This is a genomic window from Mycobacterium sp., from assembly GCF_965229105.1.
Lineage (GTDB): Bacteria > Actinomycetota > Actinomycetes > Mycobacteriales > Mycobacteriaceae > Mycobacterium.
Genome location: NZ_OZ245858.1, coordinates 3,938,204 through 3,956,659 on the forward strand (window position 1 = coordinate 3,938,204; position 18,456 = coordinate 3,956,659).

General features: G+C 65.1%; 18 protein-coding genes. 6 read left to right on the forward strand and 12 right to left on the reverse strand.

Annotation, left to right across the window (positions count from 1 at the left end):
- Nucleotides 1-7 precede the first annotated feature (7 nt).
- The gene (locus ADBZ9O_RS18285) at nucleotides 8-1,036 is read left to right on the forward strand and encodes a LacI family DNA-binding transcriptional regulator (protein WP_526524284.1); all 1,029 of its coding nucleotides are present in this window, start codon (nucleotides 8-10) and stop codon (nucleotides 1,034-1,036) included.
- Here ADBZ9O_RS18285 and ADBZ9O_RS18290 read toward each other — a convergent pair.
- From ADBZ9O_RS18290 to ADBZ9O_RS18315, 6 genes are all read right to left on the reverse strand, one after another.
- Nucleotides 996-2,183 (reverse strand): NAD(P)/FAD-dependent oxidoreductase, encoded by a 1,188-nt coding sequence (locus tag ADBZ9O_RS18290; RefSeq protein ID WP_526524286.1) that lies wholly within the window; start codon nucleotides 2,181-2,183, stop codon nucleotides 996-998. The two genes, ADBZ9O_RS18285 and ADBZ9O_RS18290, sit on opposite strands and share 41 nt — an antisense overlap.
- Before the next feature lie 26 nt (nucleotides 2,184-2,209).
- Nucleotides 2,210-2,371 carry a hypothetical protein gene (locus ADBZ9O_RS18295; protein ID WP_526524288.1) on the reverse strand — a complete coding sequence of 54 codons (162 nt, stop codon included), beginning with the start codon at nucleotides 2,369-2,371 and terminating at the stop codon, nucleotides 2,210-2,212.
- Nucleotides 2,372-2,404: 33 nt separating this feature from the next.
- Entirely contained in the window at nucleotides 2,405-2,752 is a 348-nt protein-coding gene (locus tag ADBZ9O_RS18300) for a TfoX/Sxy family protein (protein WP_526524290.1), read from the reverse strand.
- The gene (locus ADBZ9O_RS18305) at nucleotides 2,742-3,761 is read right to left on the reverse strand and encodes an LLM class flavin-dependent oxidoreductase (RefSeq protein WP_526524292.1); all 1,020 of its coding nucleotides are present in this window, start codon (nucleotides 3,759-3,761) and stop codon (nucleotides 2,742-2,744) included. The genes ADBZ9O_RS18300 and ADBZ9O_RS18305 overlap by 11 nt, the downstream gene beginning before the upstream one ends.
- A gap of 74 nt (nucleotides 3,762-3,835) precedes the next feature.
- A complete protein-coding gene (gene lon, locus ADBZ9O_RS18310) occupies nucleotides 3,836-6,181 on the reverse strand; it encodes an endopeptidase La (RefSeq protein WP_526524294.1) in 2,346 nt (781 codons plus the stop codon).
- Nucleotides 6,182-6,215: 34 nt separating this feature from the next.
- Nucleotides 6,216-6,422: a hypothetical protein gene (locus tag ADBZ9O_RS18315; protein WP_526524296.1), complete on the reverse strand. Its 207-nt coding sequence runs from the start codon at nucleotides 6,420-6,422 to the stop codon at nucleotides 6,216-6,218.
- 76 nt (nucleotides 6,423-6,498) lie between these two features.
- Between ADBZ9O_RS18315 and ADBZ9O_RS18320 the strand changes: the two genes are divergently transcribed.
- Nucleotides 6,499-7,428, forward strand: coding sequence for an NADP-dependent oxidoreductase (locus ADBZ9O_RS18320; RefSeq protein ID WP_526524298.1), 930 nt, complete (start codon nucleotides 6,499-6,501; stop codon nucleotides 7,426-7,428).
- A complete protein-coding gene (locus ADBZ9O_RS18325; RefSeq protein WP_526524300.1) occupies nucleotides 7,425-8,111 on the forward strand; it encodes an SDR family oxidoreductase in 687 nt (228 codons plus the stop codon). Before ADBZ9O_RS18320 ends, ADBZ9O_RS18325 begins: the two co-directional genes overlap by 4 nt.
- 1 nt (nucleotide 8,112) lies before the next feature.
- Here ADBZ9O_RS18325 and ADBZ9O_RS18330 read toward each other — a convergent pair whose 3' ends face one another.
- From ADBZ9O_RS18330 to ADBZ9O_RS18355, 6 genes are all read right to left on the reverse strand, one after another.
- Complete coding sequence (locus tag ADBZ9O_RS18330) at nucleotides 8,113-9,516, reverse strand: mechanosensitive ion channel domain-containing protein (protein ID WP_526524302.1); 1,404 nt, start codon at nucleotides 9,514-9,516, stop codon at nucleotides 8,113-8,115.
- Nucleotides 9,513-11,699: an adenylate/guanylate cyclase domain-containing protein gene (locus ADBZ9O_RS18335; protein ID WP_526524304.1), complete on the reverse strand. Its 2,187-nt coding sequence runs from the start codon at nucleotides 11,697-11,699 to the stop codon at nucleotides 9,513-9,515. The genes ADBZ9O_RS18330 and ADBZ9O_RS18335 overlap by 4 nt, the downstream gene beginning before the upstream one ends.
- Nucleotides 11,700-11,789: 90 nt before the next feature.
- On the reverse strand, nucleotides 11,790-13,115 hold the full coding sequence (locus ADBZ9O_RS18340) for an alpha-amylase family protein (RefSeq protein WP_526524306.1): 1,326 nt from the start codon (nucleotides 13,113-13,115) through the stop codon (nucleotides 11,790-11,792).
- Nucleotides 13,112-13,591: a nucleoside deaminase gene (locus tag ADBZ9O_RS18345; protein WP_526524308.1), complete on the reverse strand. Its 480-nt coding sequence runs from the start codon at nucleotides 13,589-13,591 to the stop codon at nucleotides 13,112-13,114. Before ADBZ9O_RS18345 ends, ADBZ9O_RS18340 begins: the two co-directional genes overlap by 4 nt.
- A gap of 59 nt (nucleotides 13,592-13,650) precedes the next feature.
- Nucleotides 13,651-15,336, reverse strand: a complete 1,686-nt coding sequence (locus tag ADBZ9O_RS18350) for a hypothetical protein (protein ID WP_526524310.1) — start codon at nucleotides 15,334-15,336, stop codon at nucleotides 13,651-13,653.
- Between the two features lie 37 nt (nucleotides 15,337-15,373).
- Entirely contained in the window at nucleotides 15,374-15,742 is a 369-nt protein-coding gene (locus tag ADBZ9O_RS18355; RefSeq protein ID WP_526524312.1) for a VOC family protein, read from the reverse strand.
- A 62-nt stretch (nucleotides 15,743-15,804) separates the two neighbouring features.
- On the opposite strand from ADBZ9O_RS18355, the gene ADBZ9O_RS18360 reads away from it, so the two are divergent.
- From ADBZ9O_RS18360 to ADBZ9O_RS18370, 3 genes are all read left to right on the forward strand, one after another.
- On the forward strand, nucleotides 15,805-16,263 hold the full coding sequence (locus ADBZ9O_RS18360; protein WP_526524314.1) for a MarR family winged helix-turn-helix transcriptional regulator: 459 nt from the start codon (nucleotides 15,805-15,807) through the stop codon (nucleotides 16,261-16,263).
- A gap of 84 nt (nucleotides 16,264-16,347) precedes the next feature.
- Entirely contained in the window at nucleotides 16,348-16,962 is a 615-nt protein-coding gene (locus ADBZ9O_RS18365; protein ID WP_526524316.1) for a hypothetical protein, read from the forward strand.
- 32 nt (nucleotides 16,963-16,994) lie between these two features.
- Nucleotides 16,995-18,443, forward strand: coding sequence for an HNH endonuclease signature motif containing protein (locus tag ADBZ9O_RS18370; protein ID WP_526524318.1), 1,449 nt, complete (start codon nucleotides 16,995-16,997; stop codon nucleotides 18,441-18,443).
- The last annotated feature ends 13 nt before the right edge of the window (nucleotides 18,444-18,456 follow it).

Sequence of the window (18,456 nt, forward strand, 5' to 3'; positions counted from 1 at the left end):
AGCTCCGATGGCGGTCGGCATCCGGGAAGTAGCCGCGGCAGCGTCGGTATCTGTCGGCACCGTTTCCAATGTGCTCAACGCCCCCGAGCGGGTCGCGCCGGCCACCGTCGCCCGTGTACACGCCGCGATCGAGCGGTTGGGTTTCATCCGCAATGACGCGGCCCGTCAACTGCGGGCGGGTTCGTCGCGCTGCGTCGGGCTGCTGGTGCTCGACGTCGGGAACCCGTTCTTCACCGATGTCGCCCGCTCGGCCGAGCGGCGCGCTGCCGCCAACAATCTGGTGGTGCTGCTCGGCACCTCCGATGACGACGCCGGACGGGAGCGTGCGTACCTGGAGACGTTCGACGAGCAGCGTGTCTACGGGCTGCTGATCTCGCCGGTCGGTGAAGATCTCACCCGATTACACGCGCTGTACAGCCGCGGCGTTCCGGTGGTACTGGTCGATCGCGACGGTACCGGGACGCCGTTCGCGTCCGTCGCCGTCGACGATGTGGCCGGCGGGCGGGCGGCCGTGGCGCATCTGTGCGAGCAGGGTCGCACCCGCATCGCCTATGTCGGCGGCCCGGCCGGACTGCGGCAGGTCGCCGACCGGCTTGCCGGGGCGCGCGCGGCGATCGAGGACCATCCCGACGCGACGCTGGAGGCGATGGAGACCGCGGAACCCAGCGTGTTGGCCGGCCGGGCGGCGGGTGAAGAGCTGTGTGCGCGTGCGGCAGGGGATCGACCCGATGCGGTGTTCTGCGCGAACGACCTGCTGGCGATCGGCATGCTGCAGGCGTTGATGCAGGGCGGGATCTCGGTCCCCGGCGAGATTGCCGTAATCGGTTACGACGATATCGATTTCGCCCGGTCCGCGGCGATCCCGCTGTCCTCGATCCGCCAGCCCAGCGCGGATATCGGCGCCACCGCAATCGAACTGCTGCTCGATGCGGTCGAACGCGCCGAGCCACGTCATGTGGTGTTTCGTCCCGAACTGGTCGTGCGGGCCTCGACTGCTACGTCGGCAAAGGCCGGCGGTCGCGAATCAGGGCCTTGATCTCGTCGAGGCCTTCCCAGATATTGACGTTCATCCCCGCCAGTACGCGGTCATCGCCGTCGAGCCAATACACGGTGAATTCCCGGCCAGGCACGTCACCGCGGAACTCGACACGCTCGTAACCGGCCGAATGTCCGACGTACTCCATACCGAGGTCGTACTGGTCGGTGAAGAAATAGGGCAATTCGTCGTATTCGGTTGGTTTGCCGAGCATTCCGGCGACCGCGACGGCCGGCTGTTTGAGGGCGTTTGCCCAATGTTCGGTGCGGATCCTGGTACCGAACAGCGGGTGGTCCGCCGCCGCGATATCACCGACCGCATAGATATCGGCGTCACTGGTGCGCAGCGCAGCGCTGACCTGGACCCCGCCGCCGGCCATGGCCAGCCCAGCCTCTTCGGCCAATTCGGTATTGGGTTGGGCTCCGACGCCGACCAGCACGGTATCGGCGGTGATGGTCGAGCCGTCCCCGAGTAGCAGACCGGTTGCCTTGCCGGCGTCGGTGGTGATCTCCTCGACGGAGGCTTCCAAGCGTAGGTCGACACCGTGCTCGCGGTGCAGTGCGGCGAACACCTCGGCGGCCTCTTCGCCGAGGGCGGCCAGTAATGGTAGCTTCGCCGATTCCACCACGGTGACGTCGATTCCGCGTTGGCGTGCGTTGGCCGCCACCTCAAGTCCGATCCAACCGGCTCCGACCACGGCGAGCGAAGAACCTTCTTGCAGAGCAGAATTCAAGACTTCGGCATCGTTTATCGTCCGAAGGTAGTGCACTCCCAAGGCGGTCGAGCCGGGGATCTTTGGTCGACGTGACCGCGAGCCGGTGGCCAGCAGCGCCTTGTCATAGGACTCGATGCTGCCGTCATCGGCACGTACCGTGCGCGCCTGCGGGTCGATGGCTGTGACGGCCCGACCCAACCGCAGGTCGATATCGTGATCGGAATACCACGACGAGTCGTGGACGGTGAACTCCGGGAGCGATTTCTTACCGGCCAGAAATTCTTTGGACAGCGGCGGGCGCTCGTAGGGCAGATGGATCTCTTGTGCGAACAGCACAATTCGTCCGCCGAATTCTTGTTCCCGCAGCGCCTCCGCGGCTTTCGCACCGGCTAGGCCGCCGCCGATGATGACGAACGTGGTGGGTTCAGACATGTGCGTTTCTCCCTTCGCTTACCAAACTAGCCCGCCACCGAGTTCTGCTGCATCGGTCGGCAGTCCGAGGTCGGCTGCCGGCGCCAGGACGGTGTTGGGGTGTCCTTGAGGGTGATTCCCGCTTCGTCGGCGTAGGTGGTGCCTGCGGTTTCCAGGAGTCGGGTGACGAGCTCATTGCGATCGGCCACGATAGGGGCTACCCGAGGCGGCGGGCGGCAAACCTAGCTGCGCGACAGACCCTTCGCGTAGTCCACCCCGCGGGTCACCCAGGACACCAGCTGCCGTTTGGTCTTGATGCCGTCCCCGGCGACGCGTAGCCAGCCGCGGGTCTCGCGTCCCGCCATCACCATCGGGCTGACGTGTGCGCGTTGCAGCAGGGCCGCCGTCTCTTCGGGTGCGACGCGGACCATCAGCCCGCCCTGGCCGCTAACCGCAGTGCTAGTAACCGCGACGGCCATCTTGCCCCCGATCAGGAAGGCAAGGCCGCCGAACATGGCTTTCTCGTCAACACCGGATTGTCCTGCGAGGAGTTCCCGGATGCGGTTGGCGAGGTCCTGGTCATAGGCCATGCCACCCGAGTTTAGGGCCGAGATGTTCGGCCATATCGGTAATGATCTGCGTGTAATCGTCTGCGTCGAAGGTGAACGGCAGGGCGAAGGCGATTTCGTCGGCGCGTTGGAAGCCCGCGTGGGCGAACAGTTGGTCTGCTAATTCGTCGGAGGTGCCGACGTAATCGGGGGAGAACAGCATTCCGCGCGCGCCCTGCGGGGTCTTGGTGCGTTCCAACCTGCTGGCGGCGTATTCGCGATACCGCCGGACCTGATCCGGTGTTGCCGAGTCGGTCGGAATGACCACCAAACCCTGTGACACCCTGGAATTTTCGGGGTGTGGATGGTTGGCCCGATAGGCGTCGATCTGTTCGCCCTGAATGGTGGCGAAATCACGCGAGTCGGTGCCGTCAGCGCTGACCACGGAGCTGGTCAGATAGTTGATGCCCTGTTGGCCGGCCCAGATCGCCGAGGACAGTCCGCCGCCGTACCAGACGCGCTCGGCCAGCCCGGGGGAGTGCGGTTGTACCTGACGGCTGAACTGCTCGATCCCGACGGTGCCCTCGAACTCGCTGACCGGCTCGCCGCGCAGATATTGCAGGAGCCGCACGACGCGATCCTTGGAAAAGTTCTCCAGCTCGTGGGTTTCCGGGTACAGCGCGGTTTTGAAATTGTCGTACATCATCGGGGTGCCCACCGAGACACCGGGATTGACCCGACCACCGGAGAGGATGTCGACGGTGGCCAGGTCTTCGGCCAACCGGAACGGATTCTCCAACCCCAGCGGGATGACGGCGGTGCCGAGTTCGATCCGGGAGGTGCGCTGACTGGCGGCGGCCATGATCGCCACCGGCGAGGAGATACCGGGTTGCAGATGTCGGCAGCGCAGCCACACGCTGTCGAAACCCAGATTCTCGGCATGGACGATGACATCGAGCGTCTCTTCGATGCCGGGTCCCGGGTTCTCGGCGTCGAACCGGCCGATGGTCAGGAACCCGAGCTTGCGCAACGGCTCTCCGCGTCTGGGCATGGCTCTCCTCGCGTCGACATTGCACTCAGGGTCGTGACTGATAAGAAATCACGACCCCGAGTGCAATCTGGTGATTAAGCGGCGACGGTCGCCGTCTCTGCGACCGGCTCCAACGCCTGCGCGATGATATCGGCCACGTCGGTCATCGGTTTGACCTCCAGGGCCTCAAGCACCTCGGCTGGCACGTCGTCCAGGTCGGCCTCATTGCGCGCCGGGATGAAAACCGTTGTCAGCCCGGCCCGCTGCGCGGCCAGCAGCTTCTGCTTGACACCGCCGATGGGCAGCACCCGACCGTTCAGTGTGACCTCGCCGGTCATCCCGACATCGGCGCGGACCTTACGTCCGGTCGCCATCGACACCAGCGCGGTCACCATCGTGACACCCGCGGACGGGCCGTCCTTGGGCACCGCGCCGGCAGGCACGTGCACGTGGATCTGCCGATCGAGCGCCTTCGGGTCGACACCCAACTCGGCGGCGTGGGCTCGCACGTAGGACAGCGCGATCTGCGCCGACTCCTTCATGACGTCACCCAGCTGACCGGTCAACTGCAGGCCGGTATCGCCTTCATTGGAACCCGCCTCGATGAACAGCACATCGCCGCCCAGGCCGGTCACGGCCAGGCCGGTCGCCACACCCGGCACCGCCGTGCGTTCCTGCGATTCCGGCGTGAACCGCGGACGGCCAAGGTAGGCAACGAGATCCGGCTCGTCAATGGTCAGCGACTCGACTGAGCCGTCCCTACCGGCTAGCACAGTGGTGGCCTTGCGCAACGCCTTGGCCAGCAGCCGCTCGAACTGGCGCATACCAGGCTCGCGGGTGTAGTCGGCCGCGATCTTACGCAACGCGTCGTCGGTGACTGCCACCTCTTCAGCGGTCAACGCTGCCCGGTCCCGCTGCCTGGGCAGCAGGAAGTCGCGGGCGATGGCGACCTTGTCGTCTTCGGTGTAGCCATCGATCTGCACCAGTTCCATCCGGTCCAACAGGGCCGACGGAATGTTCTCGATCACGTTGGCAGTGGCCAGGAACACCACATCGGACAGGTCCAGATCGAGGTCCAGGTAGTGGTCGCGGAACGTGTGGTTCTGCGCCGGGTCCAGCACCTCCAGCAGGGCCGCACTCGGATCGCCGCGGTAGTCCGAGCCCACCTTGTCGATCTCGTCGAGCAGCACGACAGGGTTCATCGAGCCGGCTTCGCCGATGGCCCGCACCAGGCGGCCCGGCAGCGCGCCGACGTAGGTCCGCCGGTGGCCACGGATCTCGGCCTCGTCGCGCACACCACCGAGGGCGACGCGAACGAACTTGCGGCCCAACGCACGAGCGACCGATTCACCCAGCGACGTCTTGCCGACACCGGGAGGGCCGGCCAGCACCATGACGGCACCGGATCCCCGGCCGCCGACAACCTGCAGTCCACGCTGGGTACGACGGGCCCGCACGGCCAGGTACTCGACGATGCGGTCTTTCACATCGTCCAGACCATGGTGGTCGGCGTCCAAGATCTCGCGGGCCGCCTTCAGGTCCGTCGAATCTTCGGTCGTGACATTCCACGGCAGCTCAAGGACGGTGTCCAGCCACGTGCGGATCCAACCGCCCTCGGGGCTCTGCTCGCTGGAGCGTTCCAGCTTGCCGACCTCACGCAGCGCAGCTTCCCGCACCTTCTCGGGCAGATCGGCGGCTTCGACACGGGCCCGGTAATCGTCAGACCCTTCCGGCTCGCCTTCGCCGAGTTCCTTGCGGATCGCGGCGAGTTGCTGGCGCAGCAGGAACTCCTTCTGCGTCTTCTCCATGCCGCTACGGACGTCGTCGGCGATCTTGTCGTTGACTTCGGTCTCGGCCAGGTGCGAACCGGTCCAGTCGATCAGGACCCGCAGCCGCTGCGCCACGTCTTCGGTCTCCAGCAGCTCACGCTTCTGGACATCGGTGAGATACGAGGCGTAGCCCGACGTGTCCGCCAGCGCCGACGGGTCGGTCAGCTGGTTGACGTAATCGATGATCTGCCAGGCTTCGCGCCGCTGCAGCATCGCCAGCAGCAGCTTCTTGTACTCGGCGGCCAGGGCTTTGACGTCGTCGGTGACGTCTACTTCCGCCACCTCTTCGACCTCGACCCACAGCGCGGCACCCGGCCCGGTGGTGCCGGTGCCGATATGGGCGCGACGCTCGCCACGGACCACCGCGGCGCTGCCGCTACCGCCGGCGATCCGGCCGACCTGCACGATCGACGCGATCACGCCATAGGTCGGGTACCGATCGTCAAGCCGTGGGGCGATCAGAAGCTTGCCGGACGTTCCGTCTTCCGCGGCGACCTGCGCTGCTTCGACGGCGGCCTGTGCTGCGTCATCGAGTGCGATGGGGACGACCATGCCCGGAAGCACGATCGGATCGGCGATGAACAACACCGGCAGAGATTGGGCTTGCGCCATAATTCCTCCAAAGTTGATACTGCCGGGCTCAACCTCAGGCGGGCGCGGTTTGTTCCCCTGGGGCGATGACCACCAGCCGGATGGCGACCTCAATGAGCAGGCCGACACCCCACATCGCGGAGAGCAGAACGTCAGCAGCAGATAGGCGGCGAACGGGTCGAGGCGCCGGCGTGCGATCACGCCGACGCCCCCGCGGCGCGCAGACCGTAATACGCGACCAGCCCTGATCGGTTGCCGTCACCGCTTCGACAGTATGGGTATCTGCTGACCGGCAGCTGTGAGGGAATAGCCATCCCGGTTCACCTGTCGTAGCCCGTATGACTAAAGCGGTCCAATTCGACGGGTACGGCGATATCGACGTTCTTCGGGTGCGTGAGGTACCGCGCCCGGTTCCGGCCAACGGCGAGGTTCTGGTCGCGGTGAAAGCGGCCGGCATCAATCCCGGCGAGGCGATGATCCGCAGTGGCGCTTTGGATGACCGCTGGCCCGCGACCTTCCCGTCCGGCCAGGGCAGCGATCTGGCCGGGGTGGTCGCCGAACTCGGCCCCGACGTGCAGGGTTTCGCTGTTGGCGACGAGGTGCTCGGGTTTTCCGATCAACGCTCCAGCCAGGCGCAGTTCGTTGCCGTCCCGGCCGGGCAATTGACCCGTAAACCGCCGGGCGTGTCATGGGAAGTGGCCGGCGGCCTCTACGTCGCTGGTGTCACCGCATACGCCGCAGTCCGGTCGGTGCACCTGACCGCAGGCGATACCGTGGCGATATCCGGTGCGGCGGGTGGGGTCGGAACCATTGCCGTACAGCTGGCAAAGCGAACCGGCGCAACGGTTCTCGGGATCGCCGGCCCGTCCAATGACGACTGGCTGATCGAGCACGGGGTGATCCCGGTGAACTACGGTGATGATCTGGCCGACCGGCTGCGTATCGGGTCGCCGTCGGGAACGGTCGACGCCTTCCTCGACCTGTTCGGCGGCGGCTACGTTCAACTCGCCGTCGAGGAACTGGGGGTCGCGCCACAGCGGGTGGACACCATCATCGACTTCGCCGCGGTCGAGCGGTTCGGCATCAAAGGCGAGGGCAGCGCCGAAGCGTCCACCGCCGCGGTGCTGGCTGAACTGGCCGCGTTGATTGCCGCGGGCGAGTTGGAGGTGCCCATCGCCGGGACGTTCCCGCTGGACGATGTTCAGGATGCCTATCGCGAGCTGGAACAGCGGCACACCCGCGGCAAACTCGTGCTGAGCATCGCGTGACGGGGCCGATTGTCGCCATCACCGGCGCCAGCAGTGGTATCGGTGAGGCGACCGCTCGCCTGCTCGCCACCAACGGCGCGTCCCTGGTCCTTGGTGCACGCCGAACCGACCGACTGGACCTCATCGCCGATGAACTGCGCGCGCATGGCGCTTCGGTGATCACCTGCAGCACCGACGTCACCCGCCGCGAGGATCTGGAGCGCCTGATCGCCGCCGCCACCGACGAATTCGGCGGGCTTGACGTGCTGGTGTCCAACGCCGGCGTCGCCCACCTCGGACCGGTTGTCGACGGCGACGTCGACGGGTGGTCGGCGATGATCGACGTCAACCTGCGTGGCGTGCTGTACGGCATCGCCGCGGCCATGCCGGTGTTCCGTAGCCAGGGGCACGGTCACTACGTGACGACAGTGTCGACGGCCGGGCTGAAGATCGTGCCCACGCAGGCCGGGTATGCCGCGACCAAGAATGCGATACGCACATTCATGGAGGCGCTACGTCAGGAGTCGACGGACGGCGTGATCCGTACGACCTCCATCTCGCCGGGATACGTTCGCACCGAGTTCAATCCGACCGACTTCGGCTTGCCTGCTGATGCCGTTGCCAGGGCGATAGCGTTCGCGATCGAACAACCACATGACGTCGAGATCGGCGATATCACCATCCGGCCGACCGCTCAGGGATAGCTCACTTCTCGCTGACACTGGCCAGCGCACGCTGGATATCGGTCCGTCGCTTTTCGATCGACCGCCCGATCTCCTGTAATAGCAACGGTTTCCGCAGCACCAGCTCTTCGAGGTGTTCACGGTCGATCTGCAGGACGGTGACTTCGCCGAGCGCCGTCGCGTCAGCGCGCACCGGTTCCCGGGTGAGCGCAGTCTGCCCGAGGAAATCGCCCTCTTCGAGAACCCGGACCGGCACCAATGCCCCCGCCTCGGCAGTCACCGACAGCCGCACCCGCCCACGCACCACAAACGTCATCCGCTTGGGTATCTGACCGGTGGACTGTAGCCGCTCGTCGGTTCCGTAGCGGGTGATCCTGATGTGGGGCAACAGTTCCTGTTGATCGGCGGGACTGAGCCGCAACGTCGGGGCGATGGTCCGCAGGGAGCTCTCGATCCGCTCGGGGGTGGCGAAATCGTCGACGGTCTCATCGAGGTGCAGACCGGCGCGGCGCGATGCGTACCACATCCACCGCAGGAACATCGCCCGCGCCGCCCCGTCATCGGCGGGAGTGTGCAGTGGGATCGACGTAGCGTAGGCGTTGGCACCGGTCGGGACCGCCTTGACGGCGGTGCCCTTACGCAGGTGCGGTAGGGCGCCTGCGACAGCGCTGAGCATCGAGCAGACATCGTCTGGCGGATCGTCGACGGAGAATACCGAGGTCACAGTGATCGAATGCGCCCCCGGCGGGCGGCTCAGGTTGGTGAACGACGCCGCAGCCAACATCGAGTTGGGGATGATCTGGAGGCCGCCGCCGGTATCGATATGGGTGGCCCGCCAGTTGACCTCGATGACCCGACCCCGCGCCGGTGGGATGTTGAGCCAGTCGCCGATCTGAAACGGCTGCTCGAACAACAGCAGCAGGCCGGAGATGACCTGACCGACCGAGTTCTGCAAGGCCAGACCGAGCACGATGGACGAGATGCCCAATGCGGTGAACAGGGCGCCGACATTCGCACCCCAAATGTAGGAGAAGATGATAGCCAGGCCGACGGCAATCACCACGAACCGGGCCACGTCGAGGAAGATCGACGGAATCCGTTGGCGCCAACTGCCTTCCGGAGCGCCCTGGAACAGGGTGGCCTTCAGCCCGGACAGCACCAGGATCAGCACGACAAACCCCAGTACCGTCGCGACGATGCGGACCGGGGTGGCATCTGCCGAGACCTGGGTGGCCTGCACCAACAAGAGCAGCAGGGCGCCCAGCGGAAGGATGTAGTTGCGTAGCAGGCTGACGGGCTTGACGAACACACTGTTGCGGTGGGTCAGCGCATTCTGCACTTCGGTTAGCACGACCAACCCCAGCGGCAGGCCGATGGCCACCCCGAGAGCCCAGTAGAACCAGGGCATTTCGAGCACGCTGGTCATCCGTGCCGCTCACTGAGCCGCCAGACCGGCTCGGTCACGCCGTCGACCATGACGTCCCCTGCGGCGGCGAATGCTCTGGTGTCCCGCATGGCCTCGTATACCGTGGAGGTGACATATACGCCGGGTTGCGGTGACCCGCTCTGCACCTGGTAGGCCAAGCTGACCGCCGAGCCCCACATGTCATAGGCAAGGCTGGCCCGACCGACCAGACCGCTGGTGACGGTACCGGTGTCGATACCTGCCCGCAGTTTCAGATCGTGACCGGTCTCGCCGTTGAACCGGTCGATGATGCGCTGCATCTCGACCGCGAAATCGACTGTCCGCCGTACGTTGTCCAGCCGCGGAATATTGAGTCCGCAGCTGGCCAGGTAACCGTTGTGCAGGGTGCGGATTTGCTCGACGCCGAGACTCTCTGCAGCGGAATCGAATTGGCGGACCAACTGGTTGACGATGGCGAGCTGCTCGTCCGAGTTCAGGTGTGCCGACAGTTCGTCGAGGCCGATGATATCGGCGAAGATCACCGTGACGTTCTGATGGTCCTGGGCGATGGTCTCTTCGCCTTCTCGGTACCGCTGCGCCACCGGTTCGGGCATCAGCGACAGCATCAGCCGGTCGTTTTCCTGACGCTGCTCGTTGAGCAGATCCTCCTTGATGGACAGATTGCGGCTCATATCGTTGAAAGCCGCTGTCAGGTCCCCGAATTCGTCCCGTGAATGCACGGGCAGCGTTATCCCGTACTCGCCGGAGCTGATGTTCTGCGCGCCGGATTCCAGCCGCCGGATCGGTCTGACGAACAACCTGGCGAACAACGTGGCCGCCAGGCAGACGACGAAGATGATCGCCACGGTGGACAGCACCAGCTTGCGGGTGAAGACGGAGACCGGCGCAAACGCTTCGGCGGTATCGATCTTCGCGACAATCGCCCAGTGCAGGCCAGGGATATCGACCGGCGCGTAGGCCTGCAGCGTCTCGTTCCCTAGATAGTCCCGCTCGATCTCAGTGCCGACCTGTCCCTGCAACGCGCGGTGAGCGGCGTCGGCGTTGACCGGTTGGACCAACGTGTTGCCGTGCTGGCGGATCGACTCCTGTGCGACGTCCGGCGGGGTGCCCGCTGCGATGACGTCGCGTTTGAAGGCTTCCGGGTCTTCGACGAACAGGCGCGAGTCCGACCTCATCAGGTTGTCTTCGCCGATGAGTATCGTCTCGCCGGTCTTGCCCATGCCGACCTGTGCCCACCGCTTATCGGCGGTCATCAGTTCGTTGATCGTCGAGACCGGGAACTGTAGCGCCAGCGCACCGTCCACCCGGCCCTGTGGACCCACGGGCGCGATCAGCCAGGCAGTGGGCTGATCGGCCGGTTGATAGTCACCAAAATCGGTGATACCGACGTAGTCGACGGCGTTGGATGCCATCGCCTTGGTGTAGGCCTCGGTGAGGTTGCCGCCTTGATAGGGGCCGGTCAGGATGTTGGTGCCCAGGTCGACGCCCTTGTAGGCGGTGTAGACGACGTTGCCTCTGGTGTCGATCAGCAGGGCATCCTCGAACTGGAACCGGTTGACGATCTCGCGGAAGAAATCGTTGTACTGCGCATTCGCCGCCGACCACAAACTGCCGTCGCGGGCGTCGTCGTTGTTGATGGCGTCACTGTTGTTGGGGTAGGGCGCGGTGTAGTTCGCCTGCAGATATTTCTGCGGGTTCGACATGGGCAGCAGGTTTGCCACGCTCACGTCGTTACCGGTCTGCGCGTCCTCGACTGTGGCGAACGAATTTTTGTAGTAGTCAACAATCGACTGCTGCTGGGCGGGATTGATGACCGAGTTGTTGAGCTGGTCGAATCCGGTGGTGAAGGCATCCAGCGCATTGATCGTGGTGGACCCCTGGGAATAGATCACCAGCGAGTTCTTCAGGTTCTGCGTCTCGTTCTGCAACGCGCGTGTCTGCGATTCGCGAATCTCGGTCAGCCGGTCGAACACCGATACCCGCAGTGAATTCCGCCCCGACTGGTAACCGATGGCACCGACCACTGCCACCGACAGAACGCTGGTGACCAGAAGCATGACCAACAACTTCGACTGGATACTCACCCGGGACAGCAGCCCGCGGTTGTTGCGCCACTGTCGTCTCGGCGCGCTGGCCGTAGCCTCGTGCTCGAGATCAGCCTCGGGCTCTGTCGGTGTCGTCATCGGTTCAGAAGATTAGCCTGCAAACCTGGACAACTAGGGTCAAGTATGTCCGATGGTCACAATCTGGCCTGATTCGTCCGGGCGCAGGCCCTACTGCGCCGGCCGGAGGATCCGCCAACCCTGCGCAGGCACGTCGATCTCGGTGACCTGCTCCTCGGGTGGCGCACCGCTACCGGCGATCACCACGCTGGGTTGCTGCCCCAGCGCAGCCAGTCCCAGCCGTACCGGCTCATCATCGATGTTCAGCGCGATGATCAGCGCGTCGTCACCGTTACGCGTCTCATAGACGTAGGTGCGATTATCCAATTTCAACGGGCGGGTACGGGCGGCGTGCAGCCAGGGGTTCCTGCGCCGCAGGCCGATCAGGTACTGGTGCAGGGCGAACATCTGCGCCCCAGCGTCATCAACCTGCATTGGGGGAGAGGTGAATTCGGGCCGCACGGCGTCATCACCACCGAAGCGCTCTTCCTTCACGCCGTGGAAGCCCAACTCGTCGCCGGCGTAGATGCTTGGCACCCCGCCGGTGGTGAGCAGGAGCACCAGCGCGAGGGCGGGATGCGCGGGGTCGGTCAGTTGGCTGGCGATTCTGGTGACGTCGTGGTTGCCGATGAAGGTCAACGGAGCGAAGCTGTTCAGGAATTCGTTGTGCCGCTTCAACGCATGGTCCAACTCGTGGAAGTTGGCGTCGTTGAGACCGCTCCAGATCGCCTTCCACAGTTCGTACTGGGTGACCGAGTCGAACCCCGCTCCGGCGACCAGCGCCGCGTAGTCGCCGTGGATGACTTCGCCGACGAACCAGGCGTCGGGATGGCGCTCCCTGACCTTCGGCAGTACCTGGGCCCAGAACCGTTCTGGCACTGAGTAAGCCGCGTCGAGACGCCAACCATCGGCGCCCCGATCCAGCCAGTGCGACATGACCCCGACGACGTAGTCCACCACCTCGGGTTGCTTGTGGTCGAGCGCGATCAGATCACCATGGCCTTCGAACGTGCCGAAGCGGCCGGGGCGGCCGCGGAACCAGCGTGCGGCCTCTTGTTGGTCGGGGGAGTCATCGTCGAGAGCCGAAAGGTATTGGGGAAACTCGGTACCGACGTGGTTGAAGACACCGTCGAGCAGGACCCGCAGCCCACGCCGGTGAGCCTCGTCGATCAACTGGTCGAAATCGGCATCGTCGCCTAGTCGCGGATCGATGCGGTAGTAGTCTTCTGTGTCGTAACCGTGGGTGCGCGACGCGAAGATCGGTCCCAGCGCCAAACCCGAGGCACCGAGTTCCACGGCGTGATCGAGCCACTCCGCCACCCGGCGCAGCCGATGCTCGTCACAGCTGGGCGGCTGGTCGCTGGGATAGGCACCGACAAAACCGAGCGGATAGATCTGCCACCAGATCGCGTGCGCCACCCAGTCGGGTTCACTCATGGTCGAAACCTCGCTTCATAGAGGGCGCGCATCTCATCCTCGAACTCCGGCACCGGGCCGTCGGCGACCAGCCTTGGCGCCACGACGGTGATGGGCAGCGGGGCCACCGGTGACGGTGCGGCGCCCCATTCGTCGCGCCATCCGCTGAGCTGAGCCCCCGAGGTTGCGTACACGATGCGACCCAGCCCGACCCAGGCGTGCGCTGCCGAACACATCGGGCAGTGCTCACCGGAGGTGTAGACGGTGGTGCGGATGCGGCGAACGGGCGCGATATTGGCCGCGGCCCAACGGGCGATCGAAAACTCGGGATGCTGCGTCGCATCCCCGTCCTTCACCCTGTTGCGATCCTCGAACAGGGTCTTCCCGTCGGCGTCGACCAGGATCGAACCGAAAGGCTCGTCACCGTTGTCCAGTGCCTGCCGGGCCAGTTGTACGCAGCGCGCCAGGTGTTCGACATCCTCGTCGGTCACTCCCACAGGTTCGGAGCTTACCCACGGGGTCCCTGCCAGACCGACCGTACGGCTGATAGCTCGGCTCAGTCGATGCAGCAGGACGGTGTGGTCGCCAGCCGGCATGCGCACGACGCCTCGATCGGCACGTCGGCCCTGGCCTTGGCCAATTCGAGCTGCCTGCCGATGATGCCGGCCTCTCCGGCGCGGCCCAGTCGTTGCAGGCATTCGTGGTACCCGTGCAAGGCCCACAGATTTCCCGGGTGCTGGCAGGGGCGGCTCAACGTGGGGTCGAGGCCGAGGTCGGCTTCATAGACCTTCGCAGCCTCTTCGACATTGCCCTGTTCGAGCAGCAGCGCACCGTAGGCGTGCCGGACGGGTTGCATCCAGCCCCACGGCTCGTCATAGGCCAACCCGTCCGAGCGGGCGATGGCGGTGCGGAGATCGGCGAAGGCCGCGTCGAAACGGCCTTCCCGGTAGGCGATTTCACCGTCGAGCATGGCGGCGGCGACGGCCAGGATGTCGCTGCAGACGTTGTTGAACAGCCAACGTGAATCCGGTACGTTCGCCACCGCGGCCACAAACGCCGCCCGTTCGGCATGCGCTTGCGGCAGTTGGCCTTTCGCTGCATGCGCGATACCACGGCCGTAGTGGACCAGTGCGGTGCTCACACAGTAGAGATCCCGGTCCGCCGGCAACGGCTCGGCGATCAGCTCATCCCAGCGGCCGAACCGGATCAAGACGTGTACGCGTAGCGGAACGAAGGCTTCCAGCCAGTCGGCCATCGGCGGAGATTCGATGGACAGCAGCTCGGGTGTGAGCTGTTCGGAGAGTTCGGCGGCCGCCGCCAAGGCGATCTGGGACTGACCGCTGAACATCGCGGAGTAGACCACGAAATGCAGGTCGTGAGCGCGGTACAGCGAGTAATAGTTCAGCGGCCCTTCATGTTCCACGAATCGCCGGTCGGCGCGGACGGCGGCCAGGTTTGATTCGACCGAGGTGTGATAATCCCCGCAGAGCACATCGATATGGGTGGGCATGTGTTGCAGGTGGCCTGCGTCGGGAACCAGATCGCGCAGCAGGTCCGCGGCGGGTAACGCCACCTCCGGATGCGCTGACATCTCCATGGTGTGCAGATAAAGATGCAAGATCCCGGGATGCGCCTTGCCGGCATCAGTGGCCAGTGCGTCGTCGAGGAGCTGCTTAGCCTCCAGCACCCGCGACCCTGGCGCGGGTTCACCGGTGCTGGTATCCCATAACGCCCATGCGGTGACGTTCACCAGGGCGTCGGCGGCCAGCGCCGCAATATCGACATCATCGGGGTAGGCGGCTGCCAGTTCGGCCATCGCGTCGGCGTACGCGTGGTGCCCGGTGGCGAGCGCGTCCGCGTCATCGGGGTCATCGGTGGGGAAGCGGGTGGCCAACGCGTTGATCAACCCCTGCTCCGCGGCGCTGGCACGACCATCGGCGGCCAGCCGAAGTTCCATCCGGGCCCGGGCCAACGACGCCGCCAGGTCAACTGGGTCAAACGCATCCCAGGCTTTGTTGTAGTTCGGCCCGACCGCGTAGGCGATACCCCAGCGGGCGATCGCCAGTCCGGCGTCGATCGTCAGCGCCTTCTCAAAGCAGGTGATCGCCTCGGCATGGTTGAACGCATAAGCCCAGACCAAACCGCGGTCGAACCACAATTGTGCTTGGGGCGTGGGGGTTTCGACGCGACGGTGGAAGGTGCCGAGATCGTAGTAGGGCTCGGTGGTCTCGGTGGCCGTCATGATCGAACAATAATGCAGCCCGGCAAGGGGCGGCCGCTCAGGCGGGGTCGTGGAGAGTGAGCTGGTAGCCGTCGGGGTCGGCGAAGGTGAACGTCCGACCGAAGGGGCCGTCAATCGGTGCGGAGACGATGGTGTGACCGTCGGCGACGAGAGCATCGTGAATGGCCTGAACGTCGGTGGCGTGTAGCCAGATTGCGGCACCGATGCCGGGTTGGGCCACAGAGGCGAGGTCGGTACCTGCAATGACGTCGCGCAGTGCGAACGCGATCGGCGTGGTCTCGAAGACGACGGCGTGCGGAGGTCCGGCCTGTGAACGGACGAGGCCGAGGTAGTGCTCATAGAACGCTTGCGAAGCGTCGAGATCGCGGGCTTGGAGCGAGATGAAGTCGGGACCGGTGACGGGCATGATGAGCTCCTTCTTTTCATGTCAGTTAGCTGACACGAATCAACCTATGTCAGAATACTGACATGAGTCAAGACGGTGTCGGCGTCGACCTGGAGACGTCACTGGGTTACCTGCTGAAAGAGGCGTCGAGCGTCCTGCGCGCAGCCATGGAGGAGGTGCTGCGGCCGCTCGGGATGAGCGTGACGCACTACTCCTGCCTCGAGCTGCTGGCTCAACGACCAGGCCTATCGAACTCTGAACTCGCGCGGGGCGCATTCGTGACCCGGCAGTCGATGAACGTGCTGCTCCAAGCGCTCGAACGAGATGGCTACGTGAACAGGCCTGCCGAGGCGCCCGTCGGAAAGGTTCTTCCCGCCCAGCTCACGCCTCGGGGCCGACGCAGCCTGGAGAAGGCGAGCGCAGCGGTCCGGTCCGTCGAGGCCAGAATGCTGGCCGGTATGACGAAGGCCGAGCAGGCGGACGCATTTCGAATCCTGCGGAGCATGATCCATTCCCTGCGCGACGACAACGACGGCGAGTAATTACACAGTCAATTGGCTATTGGAGATAGTCGAGGGGCTTCGCCGGTGTAGAGATAAGCAATCAATTGCCGGGGAAGGACATGAATGAATATCGCACGCATTTCGGGAGCCAGCGTGGCTGTCGCCGCGCTTCTTGTCGGCGTCACCGCGGGGTGTAGCAAGGACGAGGGATCCGCTCCGTCGTCATCGAGTTCGGCAGCATCGAGTTCGGCAGCGTCGAGTTCGGCGGTAGCGTCGTCGACCAGCGCCGCACCGGCCGACTACAGCAATCTGCTCATCCCGGCGACCGATGTCGGCGATAACGCGACCACGCCGGGACCCCCGCAGCTCAATCCCGGCGGCAACCCTGGGGTCGCGCAGGTTTTCGAAAGCCCCGATGGAAAACACCGCGTCATCGACACCATTTTGGTGTTCCCTGATACGGCTGCCGCGGAATCGAACTTCACCAGCAACAAAGCCACCCTGAACGAGATCGTCACCGGCGCACCGGAGCCGATCGACGTCGGCACCAACGGGACGATCGCCACCGGCACGTCACCCGATGGTGCCAAGGCGGTGACGGTGATCATGTTCAGCGAAGGCAAGGCGCTCGTGCACCTGTCGTTCGAAGGTCCGGCTGGCGACAACGTGCCGCAGGAGATCGGGCAGGACATCGCCACGAAGCAGGCTGACGCCGTCAAGGCGGGCCTTCCCGAGTAAAAGCGTCGTACCCCCATGGCACAATCGAACGTATGTTCGAGACAGCGGTCGCCTACGAGGAAACTCCTCTGTCGGTCTCGCTATTGGAGCGGGTCCGGGCAGCGTCGCGGGCGGAGTCCCAGGCCGCCGCCGAACGGTTGGTCGCGGTCGCCGATTTCTATACCGACCGCCTCCGCGCCACCGGCGAATGCGCCGAGATGGCTATCGACACCTGGGACGCCGTCGCCGCCCAGATCGGCGCTACCCTGCGGGTCAGCTCCAATAAGGGTGATAGTTACCTCAAATATGCGATGGCCATGCGCGAAGACCTCCCTAAGGTTGGGGCGATTTTCGAAGCCGGCGATATCGACTACGCCATGTTCCAAACCATCGTCTTCCGCACCGGGCTGGTCACCGACCCCACCCTGATGGCCACCCTGGACGCTGATCTGGCGGTGCTGGTGTCGCGGTGGAAGTCGATGAGCCGTAAACGCCTCGTCGACGCTATCGACAAGCGCATCCACCGCCTCGACCCGGACCTGGTTCGGCGTGCGAAAGATGTTGCCGCTGACCGCTATGTCGAGATCGGCGAGACCGACGCCGGCATGGCTGAGATCGAGGCGCGGTTGTTCAACACGACCGGCCTGGCCCTGGATCGACGCCTGGATGAACTCGCCGCCACCGTCTGCGACGCCGACCCGCGGACCAAGGATCAGCGCCGCGCCGACGCTATTGGCGCAATGGTCGAGGGCGCCGAGCAGTTGGCGTGCACCTGCGGCAGTGATAGCTGCACCGCCGCGGCCAACCGGCGCCCTGCCGGCCATGTCGTCATCCACGTCGTCGGCGAAAAGAGCGCACTCGAAGGACGTAGCGAAGCCCCTGGCTTCTGCCCGGGTGCCGATGCGTTGATCCCGGCCGAAATCCTGCGTGAGCTTGCCGCCGCCGCGAAATGGCTACCGATCATCCCGCCGGTCGACGCTGCGCCCGAAAGCAGTTACCGGCCATCGCGGGCACTGGCCGACTTCGTGCGGTGCCGCGATCTGACCTGTCGGGCACCGGGATGTGACCGGCCCGCCGTGGGTTGCGAAATTGACCACACCGTCCCGCATCCCGACGGGCCGACGCATCCGTCGAACCTCAAATGCCTATGCAAGCTGCACCATTTGTTGAAGACGTTCTATGGCTGGCACGACGAGCAACTCCCCGATGGCACGGTGATCTGGACCCTGCCCGGCGGGCAGAGACACGTCACCACACCCGGCAGCGCCCTGTTGTTTCCCACGCTGTGCATACCGACAGCGCGCCTACCGAAACTCGGTTCCACCGCTCGGGCAGGGAATCTGTCGAACGCGCCGACCCGCACCCGCACCCGCAGGCAACAATGCGCCCAGGCGATCGCCGCCGAACGCAACCACAACAAGCAAGCCCGCCTGGCCCGGCAACACCACGCCGCGGGCGCTATCGGCTGTCCGGACGATCCCGACGATCCGCCGCCGTTTTAGGGCAGCAGCTAGC